General features: G+C 65.9%; 13 protein-coding genes and 1 pseudogene. 11 read left to right on the top strand and 3 right to left on the bottom strand.

Going from position 1 to position 17,584, the window contains the following annotated elements:
• Positions 1-32: 32 nt before the first annotated feature.
• The gene (hemL, locus tag EBS11_RS04880; RefSeq protein ID WP_290600966.1) at positions 33-1,322 is read right to left on the bottom strand and encodes a glutamate-1-semialdehyde 2,1-aminomutase; all 1,290 of its coding nucleotides are present in this window, start codon (positions 1,320-1,322) and stop codon (positions 33-35) included.
• A gap of 59 nt (positions 1,323-1,381) precedes the next feature.
• Positions 1,382-2,239 (bottom strand): hydroxymethylpyrimidine/phosphomethylpyrimidine kinase, encoded by an 858-nt coding sequence (locus tag EBS11_RS04875; protein ID WP_290600964.1) that lies wholly within the window; start codon positions 2,237-2,239, stop codon positions 1,382-1,384.
• Between the two features lie 96 nt (positions 2,240-2,335).
• Between EBS11_RS04875 and EBS11_RS04870 the strand changes: the two genes are divergently transcribed.
• The 6 genes and pseudogenes from EBS11_RS04870 (at position 2,336) to EBS11_RS04845 (ending at position 11,674) form a co-directional block, all read left to right on the top strand.
• Complete coding sequence (locus tag EBS11_RS04870) at positions 2,336-2,488, top strand: rubredoxin (protein WP_038488910.1); 153 nt, start codon at positions 2,336-2,338, stop codon at positions 2,486-2,488.
• Between the two features lie 86 nt (positions 2,489-2,574).
• Positions 2,575-2,994, top strand: a complete 420-nt coding sequence (locus tag EBS11_RS04865) for a response regulator (protein ID WP_290600963.1) — start codon at positions 2,575-2,577, stop codon at positions 2,992-2,994.
• A gap of 38 nt (positions 2,995-3,032) precedes the next feature.
• Positions 3,033-3,398, top strand: coding sequence for a response regulator (locus EBS11_RS04860; RefSeq protein ID WP_086143773.1), 366 nt, complete (start codon positions 3,033-3,035; stop codon positions 3,396-3,398).
• A 3-nt stretch (positions 3,399-3,401) separates the two neighbouring features.
• Entirely contained in the window at positions 3,402-4,016 is a 615-nt protein-coding gene (locus EBS11_RS04855) for a chemotaxis protein CheW (RefSeq protein ID WP_290600960.1), read from the top strand.
• Positions 4,016-6,253: a methyl-accepting chemotaxis protein gene (locus tag EBS11_RS04850; protein WP_290600959.1), complete on the top strand. Its 2,238-nt coding sequence runs from the start codon at positions 4,016-4,018 to the stop codon at positions 6,251-6,253. The genes EBS11_RS04855 and EBS11_RS04850 overlap by 1 nt, the downstream gene beginning before the upstream one ends.
• Before the next feature lie 74 nt (positions 6,254-6,327).
• Positions 6,328-11,674, top strand: a pseudogene (locus EBS11_RS04845) (Hpt domain-containing protein).
• Positions 11,675-11,738: 64 nt separating this feature from the next.
• Here EBS11_RS04845 and EBS11_RS04840 read toward each other — a convergent pair.
• A complete protein-coding gene (locus tag EBS11_RS04840; RefSeq protein WP_290600958.1) occupies positions 11,739-13,202 on the bottom strand; it encodes a deoxyribodipyrimidine photo-lyase in 1,464 nt (487 codons plus the stop codon).
• A 442-nt stretch (positions 13,203-13,644) separates the two neighbouring features.
• Between EBS11_RS04840 and EBS11_RS04835 the strand changes: the two genes are divergently transcribed.
• From EBS11_RS04835 to EBS11_RS04815, 5 genes are read left to right on the top strand one after another with little or no spacing between them, the layout of a single operon-like run.
• Positions 13,645-14,247: a YqgE/AlgH family protein gene (locus tag EBS11_RS04835; RefSeq protein WP_290601051.1), complete on the top strand. Its 603-nt coding sequence runs from the start codon at positions 13,645-13,647 to the stop codon at positions 14,245-14,247.
• Complete coding sequence (ruvX, locus tag EBS11_RS04830) at positions 14,244-14,642, top strand: Holliday junction resolvase RuvX (protein WP_290600956.1); 399 nt, start codon at positions 14,244-14,246, stop codon at positions 14,640-14,642. The genes EBS11_RS04835 and ruvX overlap by 4 nt, the downstream gene beginning before the upstream one ends.
• Positions 14,643-14,681: 39 nt before the next feature.
• Positions 14,682-15,206: a bifunctional pyr operon transcriptional regulator/uracil phosphoribosyltransferase PyrR gene (gene pyrR, locus EBS11_RS04825; RefSeq protein ID WP_290600954.1), complete on the top strand. Its 525-nt coding sequence runs from the start codon at positions 14,682-14,684 to the stop codon at positions 15,204-15,206.
• Entirely contained in the window at positions 15,199-16,164 is a 966-nt protein-coding gene (locus tag EBS11_RS04820; protein ID WP_034746695.1) for an aspartate carbamoyltransferase catalytic subunit, read from the top strand. Before pyrR ends, EBS11_RS04820 begins: the two co-directional genes overlap by 8 nt.
• Before the next feature lie 23 nt (positions 16,165-16,187).
• Complete coding sequence (locus EBS11_RS04815) at positions 16,188-17,489, top strand: dihydroorotase (RefSeq protein ID WP_290600952.1); 1,302 nt, start codon at positions 16,188-16,190, stop codon at positions 17,487-17,489.
• Positions 17,490-17,584: the final 95 nt, after the last annotated feature.

Below are 17,584 nucleotides of genomic sequence, written 5' to 3'. Positions count from 1 at the left end.
CGACGCGCAGCAGGTTTTGTCAGGTGCGTACCTTACGCCAGCTTGGCAAACACCTTGCGTGCGGCGGCGATGGTGGCGTCGATGACGGCATCGTCGTGCTGCGCCGAGACGAAGCCCGCCTCGAAGGCGGCAGGCGCGAAGTACACGCCTTCGTCCAGCATGGCGTGGAAGAAGGTATTGAACTTGCTGCGGTCGCCGGCCATCATTTCCGCATAGCTGGTCGGCGGCGTTTCGCTGAAATAAATGCCGAACATGCCGCCGATGGAATCGGCGCAGAACACCACGCCCGCTTCCTTGGCGGCCGCCGTCAGGCCGTCGGCCAGGCGCTTGGCCGCGGCGCCCAGCTGCTCGTAGAAGCCTGGCTGCTGGATCAGTTTCAGGGTCGTCATGCCGGCGGCCACGGCCACCGGGTTGCCGGACAGGGTGCCGGCCTGGTAGACGGCGCCCAGCGGCGCCATGTTGTGCATCAGCGCCGCGCTGCCGCCGAAGGCCGCCACCGGCATGCCGCCGCCGATTACCTTGCCCAGCGCAGTGAGATCCGGCTTGATGCCGTACAGCGTCTGCGCGCCGCCCAGGGCCACGCGGAAGCCGCACATGACTTCATCGAAAATGAGCAGGGCGCCGTGCTGCGTGCACAGCTCGCGCATCGCCTGCAGGAATTCCGGCGTGGCCTTGACCAGGTTCATGTTGCCGGCCACGGGTTCGACGATCACGCAGGCGATTTCCGCGCCGAAGCTGTCGAAGGCGTCCTTCAGCTGCTCCACATTGTTATAGTCGAGCACCAGGGTGTGCTTCACGAAGTCTTCCGGCACGCCGGCCGACGTCGGGTTGCCGAAGGTGAGCAGGCCGCTGCCCGCTTTCACCAGCAGCGAATCGGCGTGGCCGTGGTAGCAGCCTTCGAACTTGACGATCTTGTCGCGTCCCGTGGCGCCGCGCGCCAGGCGCAGGGCGCTCATGGTCGCTTCCGTGCCGGACGACACCAGGCGTACCTGTTCGATCGACGGCACCAGGCGCGTGATTTCCTCGGCCATCAGCACTTCGCCCTCGGTCGGCGCGCCGAAGGACAGGCCCAGCGCGGCGGCATCCTGCACCGCCTTGACCACCTCTGGGTGGGCATGGCCGACGATGGCCGGGCCCCACGAGCCGATGTAGTCGATATAGCGCTTGCCGTCCGCGTCCCAGAAGTACGGGCCTTCGGCGCGCGTGATGAAGCGCGGCGTGCCGCCGACGGAGCGGAAGGCGCGCACGGGCGAATTGACGCCGCCTGGCGTGGTTTTTTGCGCGCGGGTAAACAGGATGTCGTTCTGGGAAGTCGTCGTCATGATAATCGTGCCTTGAAAGTGGATCGTTGTCTGTGTCGTCTGTATTTGTCTGGACGGGATTACTGGGCGCCGTGCGGGCGCTGCAGCTGGAACAGCCGGTTCGGCACCAGCTTGCCCATGCCGTGGCGCTGGGCGTGCGCCAGCGCGCCGGCCGTGAATTCCTGCGCCGCCACCACCACCTGCGGCACGTCGTCTTCATGGTCCGCCAGGGCCAGCAGGGCGGTGGCGGCCGCCGACAGGGTACTGCCCGCGCCATTGAAGATGCCGGGCAGGTGGCGCCATTGATCGTGGCGCACCACGCCGTCCTCGCCGAACAGGGTGTTGGCGCGCAGCTTGCCTTCCGCCGTGCCCGATTTGCTGGCGTCGGCCGGCATGCCGGTGACGAGCACGTATTCGCAGCCCAGTGCCACCAGGTAGTCGACGTCGTTCTGCAGGGTGTCGTCAGGGTCGGCGTCACGCCAGGTCTCGGCCAGGCGTTCCAGTTCGTCCGGCGAGAGCACCAGCAGGGTCGTTTGCGGGATCAGGAGCTGGCGCACGGCGGTGAGGATGTCCTCGTCGTCCATGCCCTGTTCCGGCAGCGCCGAAATGAAGGGATCGAGGATCAGCGGCACGTTCGGGTAGTCGGAGACGATTTCGGCGATGGCCGTGACGTTTTCCACGCTGCCCAGCGCGCCGATCTTGATGGCGGCCACGGACATGTCTTCCAGCAGCACGCGCGCCTGGTCGGAGACCCAGTCCGGGTCGACCGCCTGCACGTCTTCCACGCGCGCCGTATCGCTGATCAAGAGGCCCGTGGTGACCGACAGGCCATGGCAGCCGAAGGCTGAAAACGTGGCCAGGTCGGCCTGGATGCCGATCGCGCCGACGGGATCGGACACGCCGAAGCTTAATATGAGGGGAGAAGTTTGGTTTTGCACGGCGGGTAGATTAAGATACCTAATTCAGCATTTTACTTGATTGAAGGGTGGCAGAACGTGAGTAGCAACGAAACAACGCAGCAATTCCAAACGTGGATGTGTCTTATTTGCGGCTGGGTTTATGATGAAGCGGCCGGTCTGCCCGACGAAGACATCGCTCCCGGCACGCGTTGGGCCGATGTGCCGATGAACTGGACCTGCCCCGAATGCGGCGCGCGCAAGGATGATTTCGAAATGGTGGCCATTTAGTTAATCCTGATCAATTGGCATGTGCCGGCTGCACAATGGTGTAGCGGCAGCATATGCTATGGTATGAAAGATTGCCGAATAATCAAATGACGAGTTCGCTACTGCCCGAGGCATCGTCCGATGGCGCGTGCGCCGGCGCCATCATCCTGCTCATCGACGACAGTGCCACCGTCCGCAGCGCGGCTGAAAAGATCCTGCGCGCGGCCGGTTATCGCGTGGTGGTGGCGGAAAACGGTTTTGAAGCGCTGGCCAAGATCGGCGACTGCCGTCCGGCGCTGATCGTGTGCGATATTGTCATGCCGCGCCTCGATGGTTACCGCACGTGTGCGCTGATCAAGGCCAGCGCGGCATTTCATGCCACGCCGGTACTGATGCTGTCGTCGAAGGAAGGTTTGTTCGACCGCGTGCGCGGCGCCATGGCGGGCGCCAGTGCCTGCCTGGCCAAGCCGCTCGCGCCCGAGGCGCTGCTGGCGGCCGTGCGGCAGCACCTGGCCAGCCGTTTTTAGTATGATGTATACAACGCAGCAAGGAAGTAAACAAACACATGGCCATACACACAATTCTGATCGTCGATGACTCGCCGACAGAACGTTACTACCTGAGCGAGATGCTGGTGCGTGCCGGTTACGCCGTCCTGACGGCGCAAGACGGCGCCGACGCGCTGGCGCAGCTGAAGCAGGCCAGGCCCGACCTGATCCTGATGGATGTGGTGATGCCCGGTGCGAATGGTTTCCAGATCACGCGCGCGATCGCCCGCGATCCTGAACTGCAGGACGTGCCGGTGATTATCTGCTCCAGCAAGAGCCAGGAAACGGACCGCATCTGGGGCTTGCGCCAGGGCGCGCGCGATTACCTGGTCAAGCCCGTGGTCGAAGCCGACCTGCTGGCGAAGATCGCGGCGCTGTCCTGACGCATGCGCACGATGCCTGGCAATGGCGTGCCTGCTCCGGCCTTGCTAGCCATGCCGCCGTTCGAGGCTGGCGCGCGGCAGGGCCGTTTGCGTCAGTATCAGCTGCAGTTGATCGAGCGCGTGCAGGCGGCGCGCAGCGGTGCGCTGGCAGCCCGCAAGGAGCTGGGCGTGCTGCTCGGCGGCCGCTGCTGCCTGCTCGACCTGACGCAGCTTGGTGAAATCGTCATCGCCTCCGGCGTGCAGATCCAGGCCGTGCCCCTGGCGCAGGACTGGTACCTGGGCCTGGCCACCATGCGCGGACGCCTGACGGCCGTCATTGACCTGGCCCGCTACATGGGGCAGGCCGCTTGCGTGCCGGGCGGCGACAGCCGCATCATCACCTTTTCTCCCCGCCTGGGCATGAATTGCGCGCTGCTCGTCGAACGCGTGCTGGGCCTGCGCCAGCAACGCGGCATGCAGTGCATGCCATCGCCCGATGGGCCGCCATGGGCCAGGCAGGCACTGCGCGACAGCGAGGGGCAGCTTTGGCTGCGCCTGGACCTGGCGCAGCTGGCGCAGGCGGAGCGCTTCCTCGATGCCGGCTATGCCGGCACGGCCACCGGCAAGGATGGATACTGATGGGCGCCAATTCTCCTATCCTGGCGTCCGGCATGGCCGAGGCGGAGCACGCCCCGGGCGAACCGGCGCTGCCGGCCGACCTGCCGCTGCGCCTGCGCGACGCGCTGGGACGGCGCAAGTCGCTGGCCAGCGCACCGGCCAGCGACTTGAAGCTGCCGCTGATCGGCCACCTGCCGCTGCAAAAGCAGTTGAGCATCCTGTCGACGGTAATGGCCCTGAGCCTGGCCGCCAGCCTGCTGTTCGTCGGCTTGAACACGCGCAGCGGCAATATAGCCTCGGCGCAGACGCAGCTGGCCAGTGATGCGCTGATGCACTCGCAGCGCATCGGCAAGGCCGCGCCGAATGCCGTGCAGGGTAATCCGGAAGCCTTCCGCCAGCTCGAGGAAAGCCGCAATGAACTGAACCAGGATTTCCGCCTCATGCTGCGCGGCGGGACGTATCACGGCCGCGACATCGGCGAATCGCGCTCTGGCCTGCTGGCGGCGGTGGCCGACGCGCGCAAGAAATGGGCCAGCAGCGACCGTGCCGCCAGCACCATACTGCGCCTGAAGACGGAACTGGGCGAATTCGACAAGACCTTGCAGCAATTGAATGCGCTCTCGCCCGCACTGCTGGCGCAGGCCGAGGAAATCGCGGCCCTGAAGGTGCAGCGCGGCGGCAATGCGCGCGACCTGGCCGTCATCGGCCGGCTGATGATGCTGAGCCAGCGCATGAGCCGCAGCGCCAGCGAATTCCTCTCCTCGGGCAGCATCAGCTCGGAGACGGCGTTTTCGCTGGGGCGCGACACGACGTACTTCCGCGCCGCCGTCGAAGGCCTGCTCAACGGCAGCGTGTCGCTGCAGCTGGCGCCCACGCGCGACGCCGAACTGCGCGAGCGCCTGGTGGCGCTGAAGGCCAGCTTCGACAATTACCAGAAGCTGGTCTCGTCCATCCTTGATCGCCTGGACAAATTCAGCTCGGCGAAAAGCGCCGAGCAGCTGATCTTCAACGAGAACGAAGACCTGCGCCAGCGCCTGACGCTGCTGCAGCAGATGTACCACGCGAACCAGGAAACCCTGGGTGTCGCCTTCTGGCTGATGGTGGCCGGCGTGCTGCTGACCTTGATCGCGGCGGCCGGCATCGGCAGGGTGCTGCTGCAGGACTCCGTCAACCGCACGCGCGAGGCCGAGCGCCGGCGCCACGAGGCGGAGATCCAGCGCCTGCTGTCGCAGGAGAAGGAAGAGCAGGCCAAGGCGAAGAATGACCAGAACCAGGCGGCCATCCTGCGCCTGATGAACGAATTGCAGAAGGTGGCCGACGGCGACCTGACGGTGCAGGCGACGGTATCGGAAGACATCACGGGCGCCATCGCCGATTCCGTCAACTACACGGTGGAGGAATTGCGCGGTCTGGTGGGGCGCGTGACGGCCACGGCGGAGCAGGTGAACCGCGCCTCGACGCAGGCGCAAAGCATCTCCAGTAAACTCCTGATCGCCTCGCAGCAGCAGTCGCGCGAAATCCTCGACGCCAGCGCCACCGTGGTGAAGATGGCCAACGCGATTACCGACGTGTCGAAGTCGGCCAGCGTCTCGGCCGACGTGGCGCGCCAGTCGGTGGCGGCCGCGCTGCAAGGCTCGACGGCGGTGGAAAACGCCATCAAGGGCATGCATGAAATCCGCGAGCAGATCCAGGATACGTCCAAGCGCATCAAGCGTCTGGGCGAGTCGTCGCAGGAAATCGGTGAGATCACCGAGCTCATTTCCGACATCACGGAGCAGACCAACGTGTTGGCGCTGAACGCCGCCATCCAGGCCGCATCGGCCGGCGAGGCGGGACGCGGCTTTTCCGTCGTGGCCGAGGAAGTGCAGCGCCTGGCCGAACGCTCGGCCGCCGCCGCCAAGCAGATCGGCGCACTGGTGCGCACCATCCAGGCCGATACCCAGGATGCGACCAGGGCGATGGAAAAATCCACGCAGGGCGTGGTCGAAGGCGCGCGCCTGTCCGATGCGGCCGGCGCTGCCCTGAACGACATCAGCCAGGTGTCTAAGCACCTGGCGGAACTGATCCAGGGCATCTCGTTCGCCACCGGCACGCAGGCCGGTTCGGCCAGCGGCGTGGCCTTGAATATCCAGCATATCCTGAGCGTAACGGAGCAGACCCAGGATGGCACGCAGCAGACGGCGCAATCGATCCATAAGCTGTCGATGCTGGCGCAGGAACTGAAAAACTCGGTGTCGCGCTTCCGCGTCGCCGCCTGAACGCCGCGCCAGCCGATGGCGCGGCGCGTTGTGCGTACCGATTTTTGCGCTACGATTTCTTTACCGAGGCATGCATGAGCACACCAGATAGTCCGCAGCAGTCCAAGCCGTTCGACAGCGAACCTCTGTCGTGGGTGATGGTGGAAATCCGCGAAGCGCTGGGTCGCTCGAAGACGGCGCTGTTCGAAGCGGGTGGCCGCGAGCGCGAGGAGCGCGCCACGGCACTGCAGCATGCGCGCTCGCATCTGCACCAGGCGCACGGCGCGCTGGTGATGGTCGACGTGGCCGGCACCAGCCTGCTGACGGCCGGCGCGGAACAGGCGCTGGCGCGCTTTCGCGACGGCAGCCTGGAGTACACGGTGGATCATGCGCAGGTCGTCGCCGAGCTGTATCAGGCCCTCACCGAATACCTGGAAGACCTGGTGGCCGGCACGCCGCCGCAGCCGACCCGTCTGTTCCCCTATTATCGGGCCCTGCAAACCATGCTGGGCGCTGAGCGCATCCATCCGGCCGACCTGTTTTTTCCGCCATCGTCCGTGCTGGAAGGCCATGCCATCGCGCTGCACCAGACGCCGCCGGGCGCCGATTATCCGGCATGGCGCGGCCGCTTTGAAAAGTCCTTGCTGCCCTTCCTGAAGGCGCAGGACGACGCAACAAGGCGCCAGCATGCCGCCGCCCTCCATGAAACCTTGACCCTCGTGGCCGACGCGCAGCAAGAGGCGCCGGCGCGCACCTTCTGGTACGCCATGCAGGCCTTCGCCGGGCTGGCGGCCAGCGGCGAGGGCATGGGCACGCTCTATGTGAAGCAGCTGTTTGGCCTGATCAATCTGCAGTTGCGCCGCCTGGCCCAGGGCACGGCCAGCCTGCCCGAAACGATGCTGCGCGATGCCCTGTTCTTCATCGCCGCCGCCGCTGAACCGACGCCGGCGGCGCAGCAGCTGCGCACGGCGTTCGCGCTCGATGGCATGGTGCCCGCCGACGTGGAAACGCGGCGCTATGGCCAGGTCGACCAGGATACCCTGCAGGACGCGCGCACGGCGCTGGCGCAGGCGCGCGCCGGCTGGAGCCGCCTGGCGCAGGCGCGCGCCGGCTGGAGCCGCCTGGCGCAGGCCGATCTCGATCCTGCCCGCAGCGCGGACTTTGACCGCTCCTTGCAGGACGTGGCGGCGCACGCGGATGCCCTGAAACTGCCGGCCCTGGCCAGTCTGCTGCGCCAGTGCGCGGACGTGGCGCGGCAAGCCGTGGTCAGCGGACGCAGTGCGGCCCTGGAACAGGAAATCGGCACGGCGCTGCTGTTCGCCGAGACGGGCCTGGAGCAGGTGCGCCGCCTGCCCGACGATTTCGCGGGCAACGCGGAAACCATCGCCGCGCGCCTGCAGGCGCTGCTGGCCGGCGAGGCGCCGCCGCCCGCCAGTGCTGGCGAGCTGTCGCGCCAGATCGAACAGGGCCAGACCGTCGCCGCGCTGGCCGACGACATGAAAACGGGCCTGCGCCAAGTGGAGCGACTCCTCAACGACTATTACGCCGATGGTGCTGGCCGCATTTCGCTCGATGGCGTGGCGCCCTTGCTGCGGCAATTGCAGCAGCAACTGGCCGTACTGGGACAGGACGATGCCAGCGCCGCCGTGGCGCAGGTCGATGCGGCCGTGCGGCAGCTGCCGGACAGCGAGGCACAGGTTGAACAGGCCGAGGCGCTGGACGAGATCGCGCAGAATGTCAGCGCCCTGGGCTTCTTTGTCGATATGCTGGGCCGCAATGCGCAGGCGGCCAAGGGGAGGTTTCATTTTGACGCCGCCGCCGGCACCTTCCGCGCGCTGCCGTTCGAGAAAGTGGCCGCCGCCGGCGCGGTGCCCGTGCCCCTGCTGGACCAGGCGCTGGCGCCGGTCGCGCCGTCCGCCATCGACCTTGCCCCCGCCGCCGCGGACATGGATGCGGAGATGCTCGACATCTTCATCGCCGAGGCGCGCGACGTGCTGGCCTTCATCGACACGACCCTGGCCCTGCCGCGCGAACAGGCCGCCGGCAGCGAGCACCTGGCCATGTTGCGCCGTTCCTTCCATACCTTGAAGGGCAGCAGCCGCATGATCGGCCTGGCGCAGTTTGCCGAGGCGGCCGGTGCCATCGAGCGCGTCATGAATACCTGGCTGGCCGAGGCGCGCCCGGCCAGCGATGATTTGTTTACCCTGCTTAACTACGGCTGGTACCAGCTCAGCGAATGGATCGCCGAACTGGAAGGCGGCGCGGGACGCGAGCGCGAGGCGGGCATGCTGCTGGCGGCAGCCGAACGCGTGCGCGAAGGCGGGCCGTTCGCTGCGCAAGCCGCGTCCTGCCGCGGCCGAGCCGCCGGCAGCGAAGGCGTCCGCGCCCGTGTCCTTGTCCGGCAGCGGCAACGTGATCGGCTTTCCTTCCGCCACGGCGCCTGCCGCGCATGAGGCACCCGACGATCACCTGAAGCACGTGGGCGAGTTGCGCATCAGCCTGCCTTTGTACAATATCTACCTGGCCGAGACGGATGAATTGCTGCGCGTGCTGACGCGCGACTTCGGCGAGTGGCGCCATGAGCAGCGCGCCGTCAGCGGGGAAGCGCTGCAGGCCGTGCATACCCTGGCGGGTACTTCTGGCACGGTGGGCTTCCAGGCCCTGCGCGACCTGGCGCATGCGCTGGAAACGACGATCGAAACGGTGGTGCCGCCGCGGGCCGGCTTGCGCGATGCGCAGCACGACGTGCTGGAGCAGGCCACGCAGCGCATCGGGCAGATGCTGCAGGCGTTTGCCCTGGGCGACCTGGCGCCGGCGCAGCCGGACATGATCGAGGCGCTCAATACCCTGTGGCGGTCGTTGACGGCACCGCCCGGCGAGAGCCGGGAAGAGCAGCTCGACGCCCTGTTTGCGGCCACCTACGCCAGCATCGTCGGCACGCCGGCGCAGGCGGTATCGCCGGCCGAAACGCCAGCCGGGGCGGCAGCCGGGCCCGCCGATCCGCAGCTCGAGACCCTGTTCGCGGCGACCTATGCGAGCATCGTCGCAGACGCGCTGCAGGCGGATGTCCCCGCGACAGCCGAAACACCCGCAGCGGACCTCGGTAGCAGCGACGACCTGTTCGACGCCGGCTTCGAGCACGCGCCGCCGCTGGAACATGCGCTGCCGGAAGCGCTGGTGCCCGCCATCATGCCGGCCGATGCGGCTGCGCTGCTGGCCGCCAGCGCCGGCATCAGCGATGAACTCGACCTCGACCTGCTGTCCGTCTTCCTGGAGGAGGGCGCCGACCTGCTGCCGCAGATCGGCGAGGCACTGCGCAGCTGGCAGCAGCAGCCGCACGACAGCGGCCAGGCGCAGATGCTGCTGCGTACCCTGCACACGGTCAAGGGCAGCGCGCGCATGGCCGGCGCCATGCGCCTGGGCCAGCACGCGCATGAAATCGAGACGCATATCGAAAACATGCTGCATGCCGGCACCGCCACGCCGCAAGCCTTCGAGGAACTGCTGGCCCATTACGACCATGCGCTGCATCTGTTCGAACAGCTGCAGCAGCCCTTGCTGCCCTTGCCGGGCATGGAAGACATGCCCGTCGCCGAGCCGAAGGCGGCCCTGGTGCGCGTGCGGGCCGATATCCTCGACCGCCTGGTGAACCAGGCTGGCGAAGTATCGATCACGCGCTCGAAGATGGAAAACGAGGTCGGCGTGCTGGGCGCTTCGCTGGCGGAATTTTCCGATAATCTGCAGCGCCTGCGGCGCCAGCTGCGCGAAGTGGAAATACAGGCCGAATCGCAGATCGCCTCGCGCATGGCCGTCGGCAGCGAACGCGATTTCGATCCGCTCGAATTCGACCGTTTTACGCGCCTGCAGGAACTGACGCGGATGATGGCCGAAAGCGTCAACGACGTGGCGTCTTTCCATGAAAATCTCAGCCACAGCGTCGATGCCGTGACGGACGACCTGGTGCTGCAGGCACGGCTGACGCGCGATCTGCAGCGCGACCTGATGCAGATCCGCATGGTGCCGTTTGCCAGCATCGCCGAGCGCCTGTTCCGCGTGGCGCGGCAAAGCGCCAAGGAAGTCGACAAGCGCGTCAACCTCGATATCCGCGGCGGTGGCGTGGAAATCGACCGTAGCGTGCTCGAACGCATGGCGGCGCCGTTCGAACACCTGCTGCGCAACGCCATCGTCCACGGCATCGAGCCGCGCGACGCGCGCCTGGCCGCAGGCAAGAGCGAAACGGGGGAGCTGCTGGTGCAGGTAAGCCAGCAGGGCAACGAGGTGGCGATCGCCTTTTCCGACGATGGCGCGGGACTGGACCTGGAACGCATCCGCGCCAAGGCGCTCAGCGCCGGCCTGGTGGCGCCGGATGCCCAGCTGGGCGATGCGCAGGCGGCCGAGCTGATTTTCGCCCCCGGTTTTTCCACCGCCGACAGCCTGACGGAACTGGCGGGAAGGGGCGTGGGCATGGACATCGTGCGCTCCGAAGCGCTGGCCCTGGGCGGCCGCATCGAGACAGCCACGCAGGCGGGGCAAGGTCTGCGCTTCACGATACACCTGCCGCTGACCCTGGCTGTGACGCAAGTGGTGCTGCTGGCGGCGCACGGAAAAACCTATGCCTTGCCATCGGTGCTGGTGGAGCAGGTGCTGCATTTGAAGGGCGAACAGCTGGAGCAGGTGCAGGCGGCCGGCTGCATCGAGTCGCACGGCCATGCGCTGGCGCTGCACCACCTGTCGTCCATGCTGGGCGAGACGCCGGCGGCGCCGGCCGTGCAGCGTTACGTACCCGTGCTGCTGCTCAGGAATGGCAACGACAGGCTGGCGCTGCAGGTCGACGACGTGCTGGGCAACCGCGAGGTGGTGGTCAAGCATGTGGGGCCGCAGCTGGCGCGCATGCCGGGGATCGCCGGCGCCACGGTGCTGGGCACGGGCGATATCGTGCTGATCCTGAACCCGGTGGCGCTGGCGCAGCACCTCGAGCATCACCCCGAATTGCTGCCGCAGTACGTGGTGGCGTCCGGAGACCAGCGCGCCGCTTCCAGCGCGCTTGCCGCGCCGCGCGCCTGCGTGATGGTGGTCGATGACTCCCTGACCGTGCGCCGCGTGATGCAGCGGCTGTTCGAGCGCGAAGGCTATTTGGTCATGCTGGCAAAGGACGGCGTCGATGCGCTGGAACAGCTGCACGCGCTGGCGGCGCCGGCCATGCCTGCCCTGCTGCTGGTCGACGTGGAAATGCCGCGCATGGATGGCTTTGACCTGACGCGCAATGTGCGCAGCGACGACAAGACGCGCGCCATTCCCGTCATCATGATCACTTCGCGCAGCGCCGACAAGCACCGTACGCATGCGTTTGAACTGGGGGTGAACGCGTACTTCGGCAAGCCGTTCCAGGAGGACGAACTGCTGGCGGAAGTGGCGCGCCTGCTGGGCGGCGGCGTGGCGTGAGCCGGCATCACCGCCATGCCGGCAATTTCGTCGGCTGATGCGGGGCGTGCCCCGCTGATCCGGCCTACGCCACGGCCTTTACCACGGCATAGCGCTCCAGGGTTTCCTTGCGCGCCTCGTCGTGCTGCACCAGCGGCTCCGGATAGTCGCGCCCCAGCACGATGTTTTTTTGTTCGAGCAGCATGCGTGGCACCAGCCATGGGGCGTGGATTTCCTTGTCTCCCAGCGCCTTCAGTTGCGGCAGGTAGCGGCGGATGAAGCGGCCGCCCGCATCGAATTTTTCCGATTGCGTAATCGGATTGAAGATACGGAAATAAGGCTGCGCATCGCAGCCCGAGGACGACGCCCACTGCCAGCCGCCATTGTTCGAGGCCAGGTCGAAGTCGTTCAGGTGCAGCGCGAAATACGCCTCGCCGCGGCGCCAGTCGATACCCAGATCCTTGATCAGGAAACAGGCCGTGACCATGCGCAGGCGGTTGTGCATGTAGCCTGTCTGGTTCAGCTGCGCCATGGCCGCGTCCACCAGCGGATAGCCGGTGCGGCCTTCGCACCAGGCGGCAAAGGCGGCATCGGCCTCGGGCCCCGTTTCCCAGGCGATGGCGTCGTACGCGGGCTTGAAGGCGCCGCCTTCCACGTGCGGATTCTGGTACAGGATCATGGCGTAGAAGTCGCGCCAGATCAGTTCCGCCAGCCACACGGGCGCGCCGTCGCCGCCGCCGCCCCGGTCCATCAGGTCGACGATGGTGCGCACCAGGTAGCGCAGCGAGACAGTGCCGAAGCGCAGATGCATGGACAGATAGGACGGCCCTTTCAGCGCGGGAAAGTCGCGTGCCACGTCATAGCGTGCCGCGCGCGGCAAAAAATCCTCGAACAGCTTGCTGGCGCCCGACATGCCAGTCGGAATCGCCAGTTCGGCCAGGTTGCTCGGCTCGAAACCCAGTTCTCCCAGGGAGGGCAAGGGCGCCGGCGCGCCGTGGCGCGGTGGCGCCAGGCGGGCTGCGTGCGGTTCGATGTCGAAAGGGGCCAGGCAGCCAGGTTCGGCGCGCATTTTCTTCAGCCACGCATTCTTGTACGGCGTGTAGACGGTATAGGGTTTCTGCGACAGGGTGAGGACTTCGTCCTTTTCAAAGATCACCTGGTCCTTGAAGCTGAACCACAGGCGCGCGTCGCGCGTCAGCGCGGCCGCCACCGTGGCGTCGCGGGCGATGGCTTGCGGTTCGTAGTCGTGGTTGGCGAAGACGGCATCGGCCTGCAATTCGGCGGCCAGACGGGGAATCGCTTCGGCCGCATCGGCGTGCAGCACGATCAGGTCGCCGCCAAGTGCGCGCAATTCGGCCGCCAGTTCGGCCACGCTGGCATGGATGAAATCGACGCGCCGGTCGCGGCGCGGCAGTGCCGCCAGGATGGCCGTGTCATACACAAACACGCAGTGCACGGCCTGGCTCTGGCGCAGGGCGTGATGCAATGCAGCATGGTCAAAGGCGCGCAGGTCGCGCCGGAACCATACGAGGGAAGTCTTGAGGGTCATTATTTTCGCGTGTTCCGGGTCAAAGATAAGCGTTTTTTTGCCGTCGAGTGGGCCTTATGGCCGCTCGCGTCATGCCATTGGCGTCGCTGTGGCGGCAATTCAGTGTAAACTAGCGGGTATGTGCGCAGTGTTTTATGTGCGACAGCGATTTTGCAATCGATTTTACAATTGTTTCCGAAATGTGGCTGTCATTGCGATTGTAATTGCGGTTGTGTGATATTCCGCAATACGCGCGATGCACTTTTGGTAGCGAATGTATAAATAAATTTATAACATAACAAGAATAGCGTCTGGCAACATGACTGCACGCCGCCCCACATTCGCGGCGGGCTGTGCCAGACGTACGACAGCGGGGTAAGCGAGACTTGCCAGCAAGCCCACAGAGAGAGCATCGCGTATGAAGAAGAGTAAAATCGACCAGACTCTACCAGGACATCGTTTGATGCAGGGCGTCGGCGAGCCGGCTGCCACTGGTTCCTCCACCCTGAATCTGGCCAACCATTTCCTGATTGCGATGCCGGCCATGCAAGACCCGATCTTCGGCGGCACGGTCGTCTACGTATGCGAACACAATGAAAACGGCGTGCTGGGCGTCGTCATCAACAAACCCACCGACATGACGATGGAAGTGCTGTTCGAGCGCATCGACCTGAAACTGGCCGCCGGCAGCGATGCGCCCATCGTCCATGAACCGATCATGTTTGGCGGCCCGGTGCAGGACGACCGCGGCTTCGTGCTGCACACGCCGGGCGCGCGCTATTCGTCGTCGCTGACGGTGACGGATGAAATCGCGTTTACCACCTCGATCGACGTGCTCGAAGCCGTCGCCAAGGGCGATGGCCCCGAGCGCATGCTGGTCTCCATCGGCTACTCGGGCTGGAGCCCGGGCCAGCTGGAGGACGAGATCGGCCGCAATGGCTGGCTGACGGTGGGCGCCTCGGCCGACATCCTGTTCGATTTCCCCATCGAGCAGCGCTACGTGGCGGCCATCAAGTTGCTGGGCATCGACCCCTTGATGCTGGCAAGCGAGGCTGGCCACGCATGAGCGGTGACGCCATCGACACCGTCCTCGCCTTCGATTTTGGCCTGAAACGCATCGGCGTGGCCATCGGCAATACCATGATTTGCCAGGCCAAGCCGCTCAGCGTGATCACGGCCACGGCGAACGAGCCAAAATTTGCCGCCATCGCCAGCCTGATCAAGGAGTGGGGCGCCAGCCGCATCGTGGTGGGCTTGCCCAGCCACCCGGATGGCACGGAGCACGAAATGAGCGCGCGCTGCCGGCGCTTCGCCAACCAGGTGCACGGTCGCTTCAACCTGCCCGTGGAACTGGTCGACGAGCGCTATTCCTCGGCCGTCATCGCCGCCAAGCGCGGTGAAGTCATCGATGATCGCGCCGCCGCCATCATCCTGCAGCAGTATTTCGACGCGAATTATTAATCTGACCTTAGACTGCATTCCTGAATGATTAAGAACTCTATGCCGCACCCTACGAACCCTTCCCAACTCGACGCCGAGGCCCTGTACGCCGACTTGCTGCAGCAAGTGCGGAGCGGCCTGGCGGGCGTCACCAACGTGGCCATCGTCGGCATCCATTCGGGCGGTGCCTGGCTGGCCGAGCGCCTGGCGCGCGACCTGAACCTGCTCGACCGCTTGGGCGTGCTCGATGTCTCGTTCTACCGCGACGACTTCGCCCAGAAAGGCCTGCATGCGGACGTCAAGCCGACGCAAATCAGTTTCGACGTGGCCGGCGCCACCATCCTGCTGGTCGACGACGTGCTGTACACGGGCCGCACCACGCGCGCGGCCATCAACGAATTGTTCGACTATGGCCGTCCGGCGAAGATCATGCTGGCCGCCCTGGTCGACCGCGGCGAGCGCCAGCTGCCGGTAGCCGCCGATTTCGTGGCAGCCTTCACTGCCGTGCCGCCTGGCCAGGCCCTGGTCCTGAAGCAAGCCGACGACGGAAAATTCACGCTTACCATAGATACCCACCATGCTTAATCCGCAACTGAATAAACACGGCGAACTGCAACATCTGCTGACGATCGAAGGCTTGCCGAAGTCTATCGTCAACCACATCCTCGACACCGCTTCCTCGTTCGTCGGCATCTCCGACCGCGACGTCAAGAAGGTGCCGCTGATGCGCGGCAAGAGCGTTTTCAACCTGTTCTTTGAAAACTCCACGCGCACCCGCACCACCTTCGAGATCGCCTCGAAGCGTTTGTCGGCCGACGTCATCAACCTGAATATCCAGGCATCGTCGGCCAGCAAGGGCGAGTCGCTGCTCGACACCATCGACAACCTGTCGGCCATGCATGCCGACATGTTCGTCGTGCGCCATGCGCAGTCGGGCGCCCCCTACCTGATCGCCAAGCACCTGATCGACACGAAGCAGCCGCATGTCCACGTGGTCAACGCCGGCGACGGCCGCCACGCGCACCCAACCCAGGGCTTGCTCGACATGTACACGATCCGCCACTACAAGAAGGATTTTACCAACCTGACGGTGGCCATCGTGGGCGACATCCTGCACAGCCGCGTGGCCCGTTCCGATATCCACGCGCTGACTACGCTGGGCGTGCCGGAAGTGCGCGCCATCGGCCCGCACACCCTGCTGCCGGGCGGCCTGGAACAGATGGGCGTGCGCACCTTCACCAACATGGATGAAGGCTTGAAAGGCGTGGACGTGATCATCATGCTGCGCCTGCAAAATGAACGCATGAGCGGCGCGCTGCTGCCGTCGGCGCAGGAGTACTTCAAGAGCTATGGGCTGACGCCTGAACGCCTGGCGCTGGCCAAGCCGGACGCCATCGTCATGCATCCGGGTCCGATGAACCGCGGCGTGGAGATCGATTCGGCCGTGGCCGACGGTCCGCAGGCGGTGATCCTGCCGCAGGTGACGTTCGGTATCGCCGTGCGCATGGCGGTGATGAGTATTTTGGCTGGTAATCAGGGCTGATGGCCCAAGGACGAGAAGCAAGCATGACGACACTACATATCAAGAACGGCCACCTGATCGACCCTGCCAACGGCATCGATGGCTTGCAAGACCTGTTCATCGCCGACGGCAAGGTGCTGGCCGTGGGCAGCGCCCCCGCCGGTTTCACCGCCGACAGCACGTTTGACGCGGCCGGCCTGGTGGTTTCCCCCGGCCTGGTCGACCTGTCCGCGCGCCTGCGCGAGCCGGGCTACGAATACAAGGCGACCCTGGAGTCGGAATTGCAGGCGGCCCTGCAGGGCGGCGTCACGAGCCTGGTCTGCCCGCCGGACACCGACCCCGTGCTCGATGAGCCGGGCCTGGTGGAAATGCTGAAATACCGCGCCAAGACGCAGAACAAGGCCCACGTGCACCCGCTGGGCGCGCTGACCATGGGCTTGAAGGGCCAGTCGCTGACGGAGATGGCGGAACTGACGGAAGCGGGCTGCATCGGCTTCGCGCAGGCGGAAGAGCCGATCGAGGACACCACCGTGCTGCTGCGCGCCATGCAGTATGCGAACACCTTCGGCTACACCGTCTGGCTGCGCCCGCAGGACCCGCACATCGGCCGTGGCGGCATCGCCCACAGCGGCCCGCTGGCCTCGCGCCTCGGTTTGTCCGGCGTGCCCGTGATGTCCGAAACCATCGCGCTGCACACGATTTTCGAGCTGATGCGCGCCAGCCGCGCACGCGTGCATCTGTGCCGCATTTCGTCGGCCGCCGGCCTGGAGCTGATCCGCGCCGCCAAGGCCGAAGGCTTGCCCGTCACCTGCGACGTGGGCGCGCACCATGCGCACCTGACGGATGCCGACATCGGCTTCTTCGACCCGAACGCGAGGGTCACGCCGCCGTTCCGCAGCCAGCGCGACCGCGATGCGATCCGCGCCGGCCTGCTCGACGGCACCGTGGACGCCATGTGCTCGGACCACACGCCCGTCGACGACGATGAAAAGCTGCTGCCTTTCGGTGAAGCCTCGCCCGGCGCGACAGGCCTGGAACTGCTGCTGTCGCTGGCCCTGAAATGGGCCGACGACTACGCCCTGAATCAGCCGCAAACGGGCGCGAGTCCGCTGGCGCGTGCCGTGGCGAAGATCACGTCGGACGCGGCGCGGGTTGCCGGCATTCCGGCGGGCAGCCTGGCCGTGGGCGAAGCGGCCGACATCTGCGTCTTCGATCCTGCCGCGCGCTGGACCGTGTCGTCGGCGTCGCTGGCCAGCCAGGGCAAGCACACGCCGTTCCTCGGCTATGAGCTGAGCGGCATCGTCAAGGCGACCATCGTGGCTGGACAGGTGGCGTTCCAGCGTTAATTTTTTGTACTGGAGTGAAACTCCAGCATACTGCCGGGGTCAGTCCTTTCAGGAGCGGAATTCGCCCCATTGGGGCGGATTCCCCCGCCGGGTCT

Origin of the sequence: Janthinobacterium sp., assembly GCF_009923995.1 — a bacterium.
In the GTDB taxonomy this organism is placed as follows: Bacteria; Pseudomonadota; Gammaproteobacteria; order Burkholderiales; family Burkholderiaceae_D; genus Janthinobacterium.
The sequence above is the reverse complement of the archived record's forward strand: the minus strand, read 5'-3'. Positions and strand labels throughout refer to the sequence as shown.

Bases quoted from the DNA above. Each gene is read 5' to 3' on its own strand.
- hemL (WP_290600966.1), bottom strand. From the start codon at position 1,322: ATGACGACGACTTCCCAGAACGACATCCTGTTTACCCGCGCGCAAAAA.
- EBS11_RS04870 (WP_038488910.1), top strand. From the start codon at position 2,336: ATGTGTCTTATTTGCGGCTGGGTTTATGATGAAGCGGCCGGTCTGCCC.
- EBS11_RS04865 (WP_290600963.1), top strand. From the start codon at position 2,575: ATGACGAGTTCGCTACTGCCCGAGGCATCGTCCGATGGCGCGTGCGCC.
- EBS11_RS04860 (WP_086143773.1), top strand. From the start codon at position 3,033: ATGGCCATACACACAATTCTGATCGTCGATGACTCGCCGACAGAACGT.
- EBS11_RS04855 (WP_290600960.1), top strand. From the start codon at position 3,402: ATGCGCACGATGCCTGGCAATGGCGTGCCTGCTCCGGCCTTGCTAGCC.
- EBS11_RS04850 (WP_290600959.1), top strand. From the start codon at position 4,016: ATGGGCGCCAATTCTCCTATCCTGGCGTCCGGCATGGCCGAGGCGGAG.
- EBS11_RS04840 (WP_290600958.1), bottom strand. From the start codon at position 13,202: ATGACCCTCAAGACTTCCCTCGTATGGTTCCGGCGCGACCTGCGCGCC.
- EBS11_RS04835 (WP_290601051.1), top strand. From the start codon at position 13,645: ATGCAGGGCGTCGGCGAGCCGGCTGCCACTGGTTCCTCCACCCTGAAT.
- ruvX (WP_290600956.1), top strand. From the start codon at position 14,244: ATGAGCGGTGACGCCATCGACACCGTCCTCGCCTTCGATTTTGGCCTG.
- pyrR (WP_290600954.1), top strand. From the start codon at position 14,682: ATGCCGCACCCTACGAACCCTTCCCAACTCGACGCCGAGGCCCTGTAC.
- EBS11_RS04820 (WP_034746695.1), top strand. From the start codon at position 15,199: ATGCTTAATCCGCAACTGAATAAACACGGCGAACTGCAACATCTGCTG.
- EBS11_RS04815 (WP_290600952.1), top strand. From the start codon at position 16,188: ATGACGACACTACATATCAAGAACGGCCACCTGATCGACCCTGCCAAC.